The sequence below is a fragment of the Halarchaeum nitratireducens genome (assembly GCF_014647155.1).
GTDB classification, from domain to species: Archaea; Halobacteriota; Halobacteria; order Halobacteriales; family Halobacteriaceae; genus Halarchaeum; species Halarchaeum nitratireducens.
The window spans coordinates 325925-339599 of record NZ_BMOQ01000005.1 but is presented as its reverse complement, the minus strand read 5'-3'; the positions used below and the strand labels follow the sequence as shown (position 1 = coordinate 339599).

Here is a 13675-nt window from a genome sequence, read left to right as displayed (position 1 = left end):
CCGCAGGTGAACGCGGGAGCGTACATCGACCCTTCCCAGTCGCGCTCTCGCGGACTGGTGCATCAGTCTGACTCTACTCTTCGTTCCCCCGGAGCACACTTAACACGCACGATGTCGTTTCCCGGAGACCGGAGGGGCCGATCCCGCCTCCGCGTTCGGGTTCCGCGGCGTCCGCCTCTCGTCAACCGTGTGGCTCGTATCGGTCGACTCGAAGCGGTGCTGACGCCGTGGCTTCGAGGATGGGCCGTTAGCTTAACACACTACAGACCGTAGTTCGAGGCAGTTCTCGTGGAAGACGCGCACACGAATCCGGAACGTGGTCGGCGGGCTTTCCGAGAGGCCGTCGAGAGCACCGGTCACGCGATTTACTGGACGGACACGACGGCGACGATCGAGTACGTCAATCCCGCGTTCGAGGAGCAGACGGGCTACACGGCGGCGGAGGCGGTCGGAAGCGACGCCAGCATCCTCCAATCGGGCGTCCACGACGAGCGGTTTTACGAGCGGCTCTGGGACACGATCCTCGGCGGCGAGATCTGGGAGGGCGAGATCGTCAATCAGCGCGCGGACGGAGAGCGCTACGTCGTCGAGCAGACAATCTCCCCCATCGCCGACGACGGGGGCGAGATAGTCCGGTTCGTCGCGGTCAACGAGGACGTTACCGAGCGCCGGGAGTACCGGGACCGGCTCGAACGAGAGCGCGACCGGTTCGCGTCCCTCCTCAACGCCGTGCCCGTCCCGCTCGTCCTCATCGCGTTCGACCGCGAGGATCCGCGCGTCGAGCAGGTCAACCGGGCGTTCGACGAGACGTTCGGGTTCGCGGCCGACGAGCTGGAGGGGGCGGCGCTCGACGCGCACATCGTCGACGACGCGAGACGGGAGCAGGCCCGCGAGATAAACGAACGCGTCCGGCGCGGCGAGCAGGTTCGACGGGAAGTCGTTCGCCGAACGGCGGCCGGCGAGGAGCGGACGTTCCTCCTCACGGCGACGGCGCTCGACGGCGAGTCGTCCACCGAGTGCCTCGCGACGTACTTGGACATCACCGAACGGGAGCGCGCTAGGGCGGAGCTCGAGCGGCGGACGGAGGATCTCGAAGACTTCGCCAACGTCGTCAGCCACGACCTCCGAAGCCCGCTCAACGTGGCGAGCGGGTATCTCGATCTCGTCGCCGACGAGCACGACAGCCCCCACATCGACACGGTCCGGAGCGCCCACGAGCGGATGCGAGAGCTCATCGAGAACGTCCTCACGCTCGCTCGACAGGGAAAGTCGGTCGACGAGACGTACCCCGTCTCCATCGCGGACGTCGCCACGGACAGTTGGTCCACGGTCGAGACGGCGGACGCGACGCTCGACGTCGAGACGACGCGAACGATCGACGCGGACGAGGCCCGGTTGCGACAGCTGTTCGGCAACCTCGTTCGGAACGCGGTCGAACACGGCGGAAGCGACGTGACGGTCACCGTCGGCGACCTCGCGGACGGCTCGGGGTTCTACGTCGCCGACGACGGTCCCGGCATCGACCCGGCCGAGCGCGAACGGGTATTCGACCGCGGGCACACGAGTACCGAAAGCGGCACCGGCCTCGGGCTCTCGATCGTCCAGGAGATCGTCGACGCCCACGGGTGGGAGATCGTCATCACCGAGAGCGCGGCCGGCGGCGCGCGCTTCGAGATCGCCGGCGTCGAACGCCCGGACCGTTGACGGTAGTGACACCGCAAACGGAGTCCCTCCCCGACCCCTTCTCTCGATGACCCTCGAAGGACCACACTCGACGCGACTGCCGGGGGTTCATACGCCAGCGCGCTCCCCGATAGACGTCGGACGCTGTACGCGCCGGCTTACTGGCCGACGACGTCGTCTTTCAGGGCCGCGACCTCGTCGATGACCGCATCGATATCCTCCTCGGGCACGCCGTTCTCGGCCATCGCGGCGGCGAGGTAGTCGGCGACGCGGTCGAACGCCTCTGCGGTGATACCCATTCCCTCGTGCGCGGTCTGCATGTCCGCGCCGTCGTACTCGACCGGCCCGCCGGCGACGGCGCTCACGAACTGTACCTGGTGTGCGAAGAGCTCGTTCATGTCGGTGTCCTCGAAGTACGGTTCGAGAACCGGATCGTCGAGAACACGGTCGTAGAAGTCGTCGACGACGGACTCGACGGCGTCCTTGCCACCGATCTCGTCGTAGATGGATTCGGCCTCAGACATCACCCGGTCGTTGTCGCCGGTGATGCATCCGCTCTTGGGCGAACGTGTTCGCCTACGTTTTGGCCGGAAACGCACTCAGCGTGACGGTCGTCGAGACGCGACGGAGTCGGTACATCGCTCGTGGGAGCCGTGGCCGCGGCTCCGACGAAGGTGTTCGTGAGTAGATAGATGTCCTTTACTGTATCCCCGCAGTAATGCCACCGAACCGGAGATAAAGCTCCGGTTCACTGGCCGCGGCCAGCGTTCCGACGGTGCGTCAGCCCTCCCCCCAGAGGAGCTGATCGCGTGGCCAGATTTCCGATCCACCGGGCTGTCTCCCCACGCGGGGAGGTCCGGTGGTCGTCGCCTCTAGCCGTGGGCACGTTCACCTTCCCACGTGGGACATAATGACCTTACGGCCTGGATATGACCGTGTCTCCGATCGACGAACGGACGCGTCGCCGGCAGGCAATCGATCGGGAACGGCGTGGCGAAACGACGCGGGCCACGCGGGAGTATCGCTGAGTGGTGTGGACGTGCGAGACAGAGTACGAACTACGTGTCAATCACCGACGCCGAAGCGAATCGCCGCTGAGTCGAAGCGAGTCGCTATCGAATTCGCGAACCGAGAGAAGTGCTCCGGCAGGGATTCGAACCCTGGTCCTTGCCGTGAGAGGCCTCGCTTTTCCGACTGGCGACCGCACGACTGGAGCACCCCCGGGCCCGCTCGATCAGCGGTCTGGGCTGCTACTGAGAGATACTATGTGCTCCCATGTACATAAAGCATCCAGCGCGTTGGCCACCGGACAAAGCCGGTTCGAAGGATGATTCGCAACGATACGGTCGCATTCCGAGCTACGGGTACGATGGATCCCCTCGAACCCAGCACTAAAGAGGGAGCCGGTGCGCCATTCCGCAACCGAGAAGGTCCTGCCGGGGAGATAGCATCGTAGATGGCGAGCGACCTCCCGACCGCGCGTGACATCCTCGACACTCACGACGAGGTCGTCGACCACTGGGATCTGAAATATCCCGGAGCTCGCGTCGCAGCGCCGCGCCTGAAGTTCAAACGCCTCCTCGGAGACATCCCCGAAGCGAACACTGACGACGAGGCGTACCAGTCCGCGGCCCTCCTGCTGCGGAACATCACGACGTCGCACTACTTCGAGGACGGGAACAAACGGACGGCGTGGCTGACGATGCGGACCTACCTCGACCGGATGGGCCTGGAGCCGGCGGAGCGGGGTGAGCGCGCGGAACGCGTGATGCGACGCATCCGCAGGTTCAGTCCGTCCGAGCTCGCGGACTGGTTGCAAACGGGCGATATCGACGAGGATCGTCTCACACCGTGACGCGAGGGGAAGACTGAAGCGCCTGGTGGTAGTAGTAGTCAACATGAGTCTGGAGCCAGAGGCAGACGACGCCGACCGAGAGCGTCACCGCGAGCGGGTTCGCCGGTTCATCGAGGAGGACGGAGACCTCCTCGACGCGCTGCACGACTGAGGTCGCCTTCAGCAGCTGGCACGTTACCGATCTCTCGTTGAGAGAGTGTATCGACGACCCGGAGCGTCAGCCGTGAGTTTCCTGCGCTACCCGTGACACCGCCGACGCGATATCTCGACTGTGCTGACCGCGTCGGTCTGGTTCCTCGGCCACCGGTATCGGAGCAGGGAGACGAGCATGTACAGGAACCCGCAGACGATCACGAGCGACAGGACCATCATCACGGCCTGTACCGGCCACGACGCGTTGTCGAGCGACGACGCGCCGGACAGGACGCCGATGACCCAGAAGACGCCGAACAGGACGAGAACGAGCGCGCCCATCCCGGAGACTTTCTCCTCGACGTCCAGATCCTCGTTCACGGCGACGAGCTCGCCGATACCGACGGCCGCAACGCCGACGACGAGAAGAGATAACACCGGATGCGCTTGGGTCACACCGGCAATCGCGTTGAAGACGTCGCGGAGGAGGTAGAGGACGCCGACGAAGACCAGCAGCCCGCCGAACAACAGCGCGATTTCCGGTGGGAGTGACGGCCCGTCACCGCTCCCGCGGCCCCAGAGATAGCCCGCCCAGAAATCACTCACCGCGACCACCCCGAGCCCCGCTCGCTCGACGGAGACGCTTTTCGCCGATGAACGCAGTCTCGTACAGGGTTCCACGATGGCAGCCATACTCGATAACGAGAATGCAGACAGGGAACCGTTAACAGAAGCTGAGAGGGTCCGTCTTCGTATGCTACAGAGAGAGGCGGAGGTAGAGGTCCACCGCGCGTATGGGCATCGGAATAGAGTTACGCCGGAAACATCGAAACAAGCTCGCTAACGCGGTTTCAGACGCGATCAGTGCGCTCGGATCGATAGTTCCCTGGTGATGAGCTTCTCTGGACCTAGCTGATGGCAACGACGGGAAGAGGGACGGGCAGTAAAACCGGCTCCGCCCGTCACAGGAGGCCGTTTGTTAGCCCATCCGGTCCAGTGCGTCCTGGCGGTCCTCGACGGGTGCTCGGTCGTACTTCATCGTGGTCTCGGAGCTCTTGTGTCGGAGTTGGGCTTGTGCGGCGGCGAGGTCCTCCTCGCGGGTCATGTAGGTGCCGACGGAGTGCCGGATGGCGTACCAGCTCATCGAGCGGTGCGTCGTGTCGATGTCGGCGATCTCGCAGAGCCGCTGGAGGAGATAGCGGAGCGACGAGGTCTGGTAGCGATTGGAGTTCCGGGTGAGCCAGACGGCGTCCGTGTCGTCGTACGCCGGGTACGCGTCGCGCTCGTCGAGCCACTTCGACAGCGCCTCGGCGGTGCGCGAGGAGAGCCCGACGACCCAGTGATCTCGGTTCTTCGAGCTGTCCTCCTTCGGGATGCGGAGGACCTCGTTGTCGGTGTCGATCCAGCTAACTGTCGCCCGCTCGACTTCGACGGGGCGGAGGCCCGCGTCGAGACTCGTCCAGACGAGCGAGGGGGTCTTCCAGCCGTTTGCGCGCTCCCAGTCGGCGGGGGCGACGTCCGATTTGGGCTTCTCGAATCGCTGGGCGAGGTACTGCTTCCAGCGGTCGCGTTCGGCCGGCGCGAGGTTGTTGTAGTTCGGGATCGCGCCGTACTCTAAGGCGGCTTCGCGGACTTTCCCGCGCTCCTCGCGGGTGAGGTAGTCGTGGGGGTTCGTACTGGAGTCCGGGGAGAAGGTGATCTCTGGGTCCCACTCGCCGAGGCCGTGTTCGTGGTGTCGCCACTTGAACAGCATCTTGATCGACTTCTGGCAGTTGCGCTTGTGGGTGGCGCCGACGTCGCGCTTTGCGAGGTGGGTCATCCACGCGTCGGCGTGGTCGTGGGTGACGTTGGCGGTGTAGCCGCCTTCGAGTTCCTCCCAGACGTACCGATAGAAGCGGTCCATGCGGTAGCAGCGCGGTTCGACGGTGCCCTCGGCGTAGCCGGTGGCCGTGTCTGGGTCTTTCCCGAAGGTGAGGAGCCACTCGATGCAGGATTCGCGTTCGGCCTCGTAGTCGAGTCGTTGGCGCGGGTTGAGGAACTCGTCTGCGGGTTGGGTGACGAGCGGGAACTCGTCGAGGTCGATCATCGATCCCGCTTCCGTCTACGGGTTTCCCCGCTTTTGGTGCGTCCCTCGAACCGGATTGGTGCGACAAACGGACTAATCGCAAGACGGCGTCGGGGTGGCCGAGTCCGTCTGACTTCGTTGCCCTGGAGCAATGGTGATCACACTCATTGTTCACAGACCAGAATCGCAAGACGGCGGGAGGGAAGGAGTGCTCCGGCAGGGATTCGAACCCTGGTCCTTGCCGTGAGAGGGCAAGATGATTGGCCGGACTACACCACCAGAGCACGGTGGCCGACGCATCACGCGTCTGCATTGATTCGAAGGAGCGGGTCGTATAAAAACTCGTTGAACCGGACCCGTCGTGGGAACCCCCATCACACGGACCTCGGCACGGTACACGGACGTGACGACTGTCCGATCGGTCCGTCTTGTCGGGTATGTGTAGTGAACACCGACGAGCGCCGACGACGTGGGTCCGTTCGACGCCGACGATTCCCTCGGGGTCGACGAGTGACGCGGCGGCAGAAACGGATCGGAACTCCGCGCGGTCGGGGCACGTGCGACGCGATGTGAGAGAGCGTATCGATCGCTGTCGCGGACCGCGGTGGCCGAAGCCGTCTCAGGGCGCGAGTCGGTTCTTGCGGTTCTTCATCGACGACTCGTACTCCTCGAAGGTGATGGGGCACCACTCCGCGGCGCGATCGAGGAGGTCCTCGGTGAATCCGCGGATCTCCCACTGGGCGTCGGCGGCGGCGCGCATGTCCGCGACGTGCATGAGCATGCGGGCGTTGAGGCTCATGACGACGTTGACCTTCGTGCCGATGGGGAGGACGAAGCGGGCGTCCTCCGGGGGCATCCCGAGATCGAGCAGTTCCTGGTAGTCCGCGACGGCGCGCTCGACGGAGTCCGCGAACACCTCGCGGCGCTTCTCGACCGTCTCCTCGTCGACGGCTCCGCCCTTCTGATTGCGGCCGATCCAGTCGGGGTCGGTGGCGGAGGGCGGCGTGACGACGAGTTCGCCCTCGCGGACGTCCGCGGGGTCGACGTCGTCGAAGGCGACGTAGCGCATCGACTGCACGTCGAAGGAGACGTGTCGGTGTCGCGTGATCTGTGCCATACAGGACCGGCTCATCTCCTTCACGTGGAAGGTGGCCTGGGCGTGCTCGAACGGTCCGAAGTGGCCGTGCGCCATCAGATTCGAGATGAGGGTGCGCTGTTTCTCTTCGGTCGTCTCGCCCTCGATTCCCGCCATGACCGCTTCGAGGGACTTCTCGGCCCCGTACTCGCTCATATAGTCGTTTCGCGCGGCGCGGCAGATCACCTCCTCCGGGTTCGGCGTCGCCTCCAGCAACTGAACGTCCATGCGTGGGCTGAGGACACCGGGCGTCAAAAAGGCGTCGCGGGGCCGGTCGCGTCGCCCGCGATGGCGGACACGTTGAAGTGAGCGGCGACGCCACACTGACACGTGACGTACACGAAAGCGACAGCCGCCGACGCGGAATCGGTGCTCCCGGACAGCGTCGCGGGCGAGATGTGGATGATGCGCGACGTCCTCGACGCGGAGACCCTCGGCTTCACCGTGCTCGCCCTCGAAGCCGGCGAGGAGACGATGAGCCACGACCACGTCGACGACGACCTCGAGGAGGTCTACTACGTCGTCGAGGGCGGCGTGGACGTCGACTTCGGCGACCGGACGGTTTCCCTCGACGCCGAGGAGGCGATCCGCATCAGCCCGGACGAGGAACGGATCATCCGCAACCGCGACTCCTTCTCGAAGCTCGTGCTCGTCAGCGCGCCGGTCTGAGCGCCCCGCGACCGCGCGCTTTTCACCCTCGCGCGCCGAGAACGGGCATGATCACGAACTGCTCGGCGGGCGTCAGCGCGTTCACGGCGAACGCGTATCTCGTCACCGGCGAGCGCACGGTCCTGATCGACGCGGGCGCGAACTACGACGTCGCGAGCGCCGTCCGCGAACACGTCGACGGCCTCGACGCGGTCGTCCTCACCCACACCCACTCGGATCACGTCGAGAACGTGCCGGCGCTCCGCGAGGCGTTCGGCGTCGAGACGTGGGGGTTCGATCCCGGGCACGAACGCGTCGATCACGGGATCGCGGACGCCGAATCGGTGACTATCGGCGACCACGAGTACGACGCGCTGCATACGCCCGGCCACAGGGACGACCACCTCGTTTTTTGCTCTCGCACGGCCGGCGTCGGCTTCGTCGGCGACCTCGTCTTCGCCGGGGGCTCCTTCGGCCGCACGGATCTGGAGGAGGGAGACGCGGAACGGCTCGTCGAGAGCGTCGAGCGCCTCCGGGCCGCACTCGATGACGGGGAGGTCGAGACGCTCTACGCGGGCCACGGACCCGCGATCGACGACCCGATCGACGGCGTCGCGGCGTCGCTCCGCGCGGCCCGATTCGCGCGCTGATCATCGGGCATCGCCTCAGACGTCGTCGCCGGTCTTCAGCCCGTAGTAGCCGGGGTCCTCGTCACTCGGTGGCTCGGCGACGACGAGCTCGTCGCCGTGGTAGAGCACCCACGGGATCGCCCAATCGAGGAGGACGTCCTCCGTCCCGGCCTCCAGTTCGGCGTCCGGATCGAGGTCTTGGAGGAGACGGGCGATCTCGTAGACGGTGTACATCGCGTCGTCGTCGAGCAGTTCCGCCGGCGCGTAGAAGTCACAGGGGTAGAGCGCGTCGAACTCGCTCTTCGGGCGCGGCATACTCGAACGACGGCCGCGGAGGGCAAAAGCGCCCGGTCTCGGACACGGCGCTCGAAACGGACTCAGTAGTTATACCCGACGGCGGGGAACCGTGTGGCCGATGGCAGTAGAGCACCGCCCGGACGGAACGAGCGACGGGGACGCACTCGTCGAAACCGCCCGGGAGTACGGCGCGGCATTGCGGGGCTGTTGGACCTTCGATACCGAGGGGTACGAGACGCGATACATCCGCAGCGACGTCGCCGACGGGGTGACGGCCACGGACGTGGAACGCTACGTCGAGAACGAGCGCTACGCCTTCGTCACGCACGACACCTACGATCGCGTACACCCCGCCCCCTTTCGTTACACCGTCCGGGGGTACGACGGCTTCGAGGTGTTCCGACTCGTCTTCGACGATCACGTCGGCGTCCTGTGTAGTTTCGACGGCACGAGCGGGCGGGACTACGGCGCGCTCGCGGACGCCATCGACGCGCTCGCGGACGGGCGACGCAATCGGCTCCGGCCGGCCTGAGCGGTCGCTCCACGACGCGTTCGAAAGAAAAACGGACGATCGCTACGACGCGGTGCTCGGCTCGTCGGTCGTCTGGTGCGACTTACTCGAAGCGCGCCACGGCCTCTTCGTAGCGGTCGGCGGGCGTCTCCCAGTCGACGACGTCGAAGAACGCGTCGATGAAGTCGCCGCGGGCCGGACCGTAGTCGTAGTAGTACGAGTGCTCCCAGACGTCGAGTGCGAGGATCGGCTGGGCGCCCCAGAGCGCACCCTGGTCGTGCTTGTCCACGACGAGGTTCCGCAGCTGGTTGCTGTGCGTGTCGTAGACGAGGAGCGCCCAGCCACCGGCCGCGGACGCCGCCGCCTCGAACTCGCCCTTCCACGCCTCGTAGGAGCCGAAGTCCTCCTGGATGCGCGCGGCGAGCGCGCCGGCGGGCTCGTCGCCGCCGTTCGGGCTCATCGACTCCCAGAACAGCGTGTGCAGCACGTGCCCGGAGCCGTTGTGCGTCACGTTCCGGATCGCACCCGCCGAATCCGAGAAGTCACCCTCCTCGCGGGCCTCTTCGAGGGTCTCCTCGGCCGCGTTCCACCCGTTTACGTATCCCTGATGGTGCGTGTCGTGATGCCAGTTCAGCACCTGCTCGCTGATCGATGGTTCCAGTGCGTCGTACTCGTACGGCAGCGCCGGCAGCTCGTAATCAGTCATGGTGAATCTCCTCGACTGGAACTCCGGCCGGCGTACTGTTAAAGGTTGAGGAGGGGGCGGATAGCGCGCGACACGGTGGGGTTTACGAGGGCGGGCCGCGAACTCGGACGACGTGTCGTACGCCGCCGCGTTCGTCGACCTCGACGGAACCGTCTGGCGCGGGCGAAGCGCCATCCCCGCCGCGAACGCGGGCCTGCGCGCGCTCCGTGATGCCGCCGTCCCGATCGTCTTCCTCACGAACAACACCGGCGTCCGCCGCGACGAGGTGACGAGCCGGCTCGACGCGATCGGCATCGACTACGAGGGCGAACCCGTCGTGACCGCGGCGTGGGCGACCGCCGCCTACCTCGCCGAGCACCGCCCGGACGCGGACGTCCACGTCATGGGGCAGGACACCGTCGAGGCCGAGATCGAGGACGCGGGTCTGACGCTCTCGACGGAGGGACGGGCGGACGTCGTCGTGGCCGGCTACGACGACCGCGTGGACTTCGCGCGCCTCACCGGCACGCTCCGCGCGTTCGGGCCGGGGACGGTGTTCGTGGCGACGAACCGCGACCGGACGACGCCCGAGGAGGACGGTCCCGTCCCGGGCGCGAACGCGTTCGTGAGCGCGATCGAGGGGATGGTGGACCAAGAGCCGGTCGTGGTGGGGAAGCCGGAGACGCGGATGGCGGATCTCGCCGCCGCCGAGGTCGGCGCGGACGTCCACAACTGTTTGATGATCGGCGACAACCTCGAAACGGACGTCTTGATGGGCGAGCGCGCGGGGATGGACACCGCGCTCGTCTGCTCGGGCGTCTCGGCGCGCGAGGACGTCGCCGCCTCCGAGATCGAGCCGACGTACGTCGTCGACGACCTCGGCGACGTCGCGTCCCTCCTTTGAGCGCGGGACGCGGACGACCGCCCGAGGCCGGTGGCGCGGCGCGCTACTCCTCGCCGCGCGCGGTCTCGAAGGCCTCGATTGCGGCCTCGCGGCGCTCGCCGTGATCGACGATCGGGGCCGGATAGCCGGGCGCGAGGTCGGTGCGTTCCGCGGCGTCGAGTTCGGGCCACTCGTGGATTTTCGCCGCGGGAACGTCCGCGAGCTCCGGGACGTAGTCGCGGATGTACGCCGCGTCGGGGTCGTACCTCTCGCCCTGCGTCTGGGGGTTGAAGATCCGGAAGTAGGGCTGGGCGTCCGTCCCCGTCGAGGCCGCCCACTGCCAGCCCCCGTTGTCGTTCGCCGTGTCGTGGTCCACGAGGTGTTCGCGGAAGTGCGCGTAGCCGACGCGCCAGTCGGTGAGGAGGTCCTTCGTCAGGAACGAGGCGACGACCATCCGCACGCGGTTGTGGACGTACCCCTCCCGTTTCAGTTGGCGCATCCCCGCGTCGACGATCGGGTAGCCGGTCTCGCCCGCCTTCCACGCCGCGATCTCGTCGGCGTCGTTCCGCCACGGGATCGGGTGTTCGTAGTCGTCGTAGTTCTCCGAGACCACCTCGGGGTTGAAGTAGAGGACCTGCGCGTAGAACTCGCGCCACGCGAGCTGGCTTTGGAACTCATCAACGCCCTCGCGTTCGCCCTCGTCGTCGGCACCAGTCATCGCCTCGGCGGTCCGCGCGTACGCCTCTCGCGGGCCGAGCGTCCCGTACGCGAGGTCCTGCGAGACGCGCGCCGTCCCCTCGCGCGCGGGGTACTCCCTGCCGTCGGTGTAGTCGTAGACGTCCGCGTCGCAGAAGCGATCGAGGCGCGCCGCCGCGGCGTCGTGACCGGCGCGCGGGAGGTCGATGTCCGGTTCGTCGAAGCCGAGCGCGTCGATCGCGGGGAGGTCGTCGCCCGCGACCGCGGCGAGCGAGTCGGCCCCCGGCGCGTCGAACGGGTCGGGCTTGTCCCGATCGCGCCACTTCTTCCAGAAGTAGGTGTAGACCTGATAGGGGTCGCCCGCGTTCGTCCGGATGTCGCCGGGCTCGTGGATCACCGCGTCGTGGTGCCGGTGAGTCTCGACGCCCGCCGCCGAGAGCGCGTCCGCGACCGCCTCGTCGCGCTCCTGTGCCAACCCCGAGTAGTCCGCGTTCCAGTGGACCGCGTCGACGTCGCGTTCGAGTGCGAGGTCCGGGAGCACCCCGGAGGGATCGCCGCGGCGCACGAGCAGGTCGCTCCCGCGAGCCCGGTAGGCGTCGCGCAGTTCGGCGAGCGCCTCCAGCATGAACGCCACGCGCCGATCGCTCCCGTATGCGAGCACGTCGTCGTCGAAGACGAACACCGGAATGACCGCCTCGCCCTCGGCGGCGTCCGCGGCCGCCGCGAGCCCGCGGTTGTCGTGCAGGCGGAGATCCTGCCGGTGCCAGAACAGTTGCACGGGTGGGGAGTCGGCCGGCGTCGGCATAACGGTACTGTCCTCGGCTCAGCGATCGGGCACCTCGTACGTGTTCGGCGTCCCCGTGATGCGGACGGACTGGCCGTCGACGAACGAGGCCGCGTCGCTGGCGAGGAAGCGCACGAGGTCCGCGACCTCCGCGGGCGTCCCCCACTTCCGGTCCGCGTTCCCGCGATCGATCTCGGCGTCCAGCCCGAAGTTCTCACGGAGCTTCTCCGTGGCGATGAAGCCCGGCGAGACCGCGTTCGCGCGGACGTCCGCGTCCGCCCACTCGCGGGCGAGCGATCGCGTGAACGCGATGACGCCGGCCTTCGCGGCGCCGTACGGGCCCATGTTCTCGACGCCGTACTCGCCGGCCATGCTGGCGACGTTCACGACCGCGCTCGGTCCGCCCGCGCGCAGCGCGTCCGCGAAGGCGTGCGTGACGTTGTAGACGCCCGTGAGGTTGACCCCGATCGTCTCGTCCCAGAGTCCGGGTTCGTACTCCCCCGTGGGAGCCATCGCGGCGTTCCCGCCCGCGTTGTTCACGAGGACGTCGACGCCGCCGAACGCCCCTTCGGTGGCCTCGGCGAGCGCCGCGACGTCGTCGCGATCCGTTACGTCCGCCTCGACCGGTTCGACGTCGCCCGGGAGGGCCGCGAACGCGTCCGAGACGGCCTCGACGTCACCGAGCGTACGCGAGCAGACGACGACGTCCGCGCCGTCCGCCGCGAAGACCTCGGTGATCGCGCGTCCGATCCCCGCCGACGCGCCCGTGACGACCGCCGTCTTTCCGTCCAGACCGCTCCGCGATCGCACCGCGTCCGTGGTCTCGTTCACGTCCGAGTCGAAGCGCCGACCCGCGGTTAAAGCCCGAGACCGCGGAGAGGGTCACGGGTTCCGACGGTCAGGGGAGCCAGTCGAGGTCCCGGTGACCGTCGAGGATCGGATAGCGCTCGTCGCGGCGATCCTCCAGCCACGTGAGGAGGCGCGCCGCCCACCGGAGCTTGCGGCGTTTCGCGTCGTCCGGGGCGTCGTCGAAGTCCCAGCCGGCGAAGCGCAACCGCTCGGCGCCGACGGCGTCCGCGAGGAACGCCGCCCGGTCGCCGTCGGTGAAGCCGCCGAAGTTCCGGACGCCGTCGACGGGCCGGGCTTGCGTCGTGCCGAGGACGTTCGCGCCGTCGAGTTTCGGCACCCACTCGGCCACGAGGTCGCGGTTGTCGCCGTGGGCGTGCGCGGCGACCGGCGTCCCCTCGCGGGCGAGCTCGCGGCTCGTCTCGGGGTTCTTGTCGAGGTCGGTGACGTGGACGTCGACGGCGAGACCGCGTTCGCGCAGGACGTCCGCGGCGGTCGAGGCGGCGAAGACGCGATCGGCGTCCGCGACGGCGTCGAGGTCGTCCGGGAGCGCGGGCGCGGCGCCGACGACGGCGACCGTCTCGCCGGTCGCGTCGAGGCGCGAGACGTCGAAGTCACTCACGAGCGCGGCGAGCTCGTCACGCGCGGCCTCGTCGCCGTCGCGGTCGTAGCCGAAGTCGCGGAGGATCGCCTCGTAGGCGGGTTCCCACGTGTGGAACTGCACGGGTGACTAGTCGGCGTGGGGGCGCGAGAAATTTTTCGGGTCGCGGTGGTTCGAGCCGAGCCCCCGCAGTTTGTAGTGTACTCCTACCAGCGCGGGGCCTCG

The 13675-nt window shown here is 67.5% G+C and carries 15 protein-coding genes and 1 tRNA gene; 6 read left to right on the top strand and 10 right to left on the bottom strand.

Features of this window, described 5'->3' with window-relative positions; all coding sequences use genetic code 11:
- Positions 1–288 precede the first annotated feature (288 nt).
- Positions 289–1704 carry a PAS domain-containing sensor histidine kinase gene (locus IEX91_RS10895; protein WP_188878953.1) on the top strand — a complete coding sequence of 472 codons (1416 nt, stop codon included), beginning with the start codon at positions 289–291 and terminating at the stop codon, positions 1702–1704.
- Positions 1705–1841: 137 nt separating this feature from the next.
- On the opposite strand, the gene IEX91_RS10890 is transcribed toward IEX91_RS10895, so the two are convergent.
- Complete coding sequence (locus IEX91_RS10890; RefSeq protein WP_188878952.1) at positions 1842–2207, bottom strand: group I truncated hemoglobin; 366 nt, start codon at positions 2205–2207, stop codon at positions 1842–1844.
- 932 nt (positions 2208–3139) lie between these two features.
- Here IEX91_RS10890 and IEX91_RS10885 point away from each other — a divergent pair.
- On the top strand, positions 3140–3538 hold the full coding sequence (locus IEX91_RS10885; protein ID WP_188878950.1) for a Fic family protein: 399 nt from the start codon (positions 3140–3142) through the stop codon (positions 3536–3538).
- A gap of 237 nt (positions 3539–3775) precedes the next feature.
- Here the strand turns inward: IEX91_RS10885 and IEX91_RS10880 are convergent, their stop codons facing one another.
- The 4 genes from IEX91_RS10880 to thyX form a co-directional block, all read right to left on the bottom strand.
- Positions 3776–4276 carry a hypothetical protein gene (locus IEX91_RS10880; RefSeq protein WP_188878948.1) on the bottom strand — a complete coding sequence of 167 codons (501 nt, stop codon included), beginning with the start codon at positions 4274–4276 and terminating at the stop codon, positions 3776–3778.
- Between the two features lie 373 nt (positions 4277–4649).
- Complete coding sequence (locus tag IEX91_RS10875) at positions 4650–5756, bottom strand: tyrosine-type recombinase/integrase (RefSeq protein ID WP_188878946.1); 1107 nt, start codon at positions 5754–5756, stop codon at positions 4650–4652.
- Between the two features lie 188 nt (positions 5757–5944).
- Positions 5945–6019, bottom strand: a tRNA-Glu gene (locus IEX91_RS10870).
- Between the two features lie 335 nt (positions 6020–6354).
- Positions 6355–7098, bottom strand: coding sequence for an FAD-dependent thymidylate synthase (gene thyX / locus IEX91_RS10865; RefSeq protein ID WP_188878945.1), 744 nt, complete (start codon positions 7096–7098; stop codon positions 6355–6357).
- Between the two features lie 102 nt (positions 7099–7200).
- On the opposite strand from thyX, the gene IEX91_RS10860 reads away from it, so the two are divergent.
- Together IEX91_RS10860 and IEX91_RS10855 are read left to right on the top strand one after the other, a co-directional pair.
- Positions 7201–7539 carry a cupin domain-containing protein gene (locus IEX91_RS10860; RefSeq protein WP_188878944.1) on the top strand — a complete coding sequence of 113 codons (339 nt, stop codon included), beginning with the start codon at positions 7201–7203 and terminating at the stop codon, positions 7537–7539.
- A gap of 47 nt (positions 7540–7586) precedes the next feature.
- The gene (locus IEX91_RS10855) at positions 7587–8168 is read left to right on the top strand and encodes an MBL fold metallo-hydrolase (RefSeq protein WP_188878943.1); all 582 of its coding nucleotides are present in this window, start codon (positions 7587–7589) and stop codon (positions 8166–8168) included.
- Positions 8169–8183: 15 nt separating this feature from the next.
- Here IEX91_RS10855 and IEX91_RS10850 read toward each other — a convergent pair whose 3' ends face one another.
- Complete coding sequence (locus tag IEX91_RS10850) at positions 8184–8462, bottom strand: DUF5827 family protein (RefSeq protein ID WP_188878942.1); 279 nt, start codon at positions 8460–8462, stop codon at positions 8184–8186.
- A gap of 100 nt (positions 8463–8562) precedes the next feature.
- On the opposite strand from IEX91_RS10850, the gene IEX91_RS10845 reads away from it, so the two are divergent.
- Positions 8563–8976, top strand: coding sequence for a DUF7522 family protein (locus IEX91_RS10845; RefSeq protein ID WP_188878941.1), 414 nt, complete (start codon positions 8563–8565; stop codon positions 8974–8976).
- An 82-nt stretch (positions 8977–9058) separates the two neighbouring features.
- On the opposite strand, the gene sod is transcribed toward IEX91_RS10845, so the two are convergent.
- Positions 9059–9661, bottom strand: a complete 603-nt coding sequence (gene sod, locus IEX91_RS10840) for a superoxide dismutase (RefSeq protein ID WP_188878940.1) — start codon at positions 9659–9661, stop codon at positions 9059–9061.
- Between the two features lie 112 nt (positions 9662–9773).
- Here sod and IEX91_RS10835 point away from each other — a divergent pair, with 112 nt between their 5' ends.
- Positions 9774–10544, top strand: a complete 771-nt coding sequence (locus IEX91_RS10835) for an HAD-IIA family hydrolase (protein WP_188878939.1) — start codon at positions 9774–9776, stop codon at positions 10542–10544.
- A 43-nt stretch (positions 10545–10587) separates the two neighbouring features.
- Here IEX91_RS10835 and IEX91_RS10830 read toward each other — a convergent pair whose 3' ends face one another.
- The 3 genes from IEX91_RS10830 to IEX91_RS10820 all read right to left on the bottom strand — a co-directional run bounded on the left by IEX91_RS10830 (position 10588) and on the right by IEX91_RS10820 (position 13573).
- The gene (locus IEX91_RS10830; protein ID WP_188878938.1) at positions 10588–11997 is read right to left on the bottom strand and encodes a cryptochrome/photolyase family protein; all 1410 of its coding nucleotides are present in this window, start codon (positions 11995–11997) and stop codon (positions 10588–10590) included.
- Between the two features lie 45 nt (positions 11998–12042).
- Positions 12043–12834 carry an SDR family NAD(P)-dependent oxidoreductase gene (locus IEX91_RS10825; protein WP_188878937.1) on the bottom strand — a complete coding sequence of 264 codons (792 nt, stop codon included), beginning with the start codon at positions 12832–12834 and terminating at the stop codon, positions 12043–12045.
- Between the two features lie 67 nt (positions 12835–12901).
- Entirely contained in the window at positions 12902–13573 is a 672-nt protein-coding gene (locus tag IEX91_RS10820; RefSeq protein ID WP_188878936.1) for a 6-hydroxymethylpterin diphosphokinase MptE-like protein, read from the bottom strand.
- Between the last annotated feature and the right edge of the window lie 102 nt (positions 13574–13675).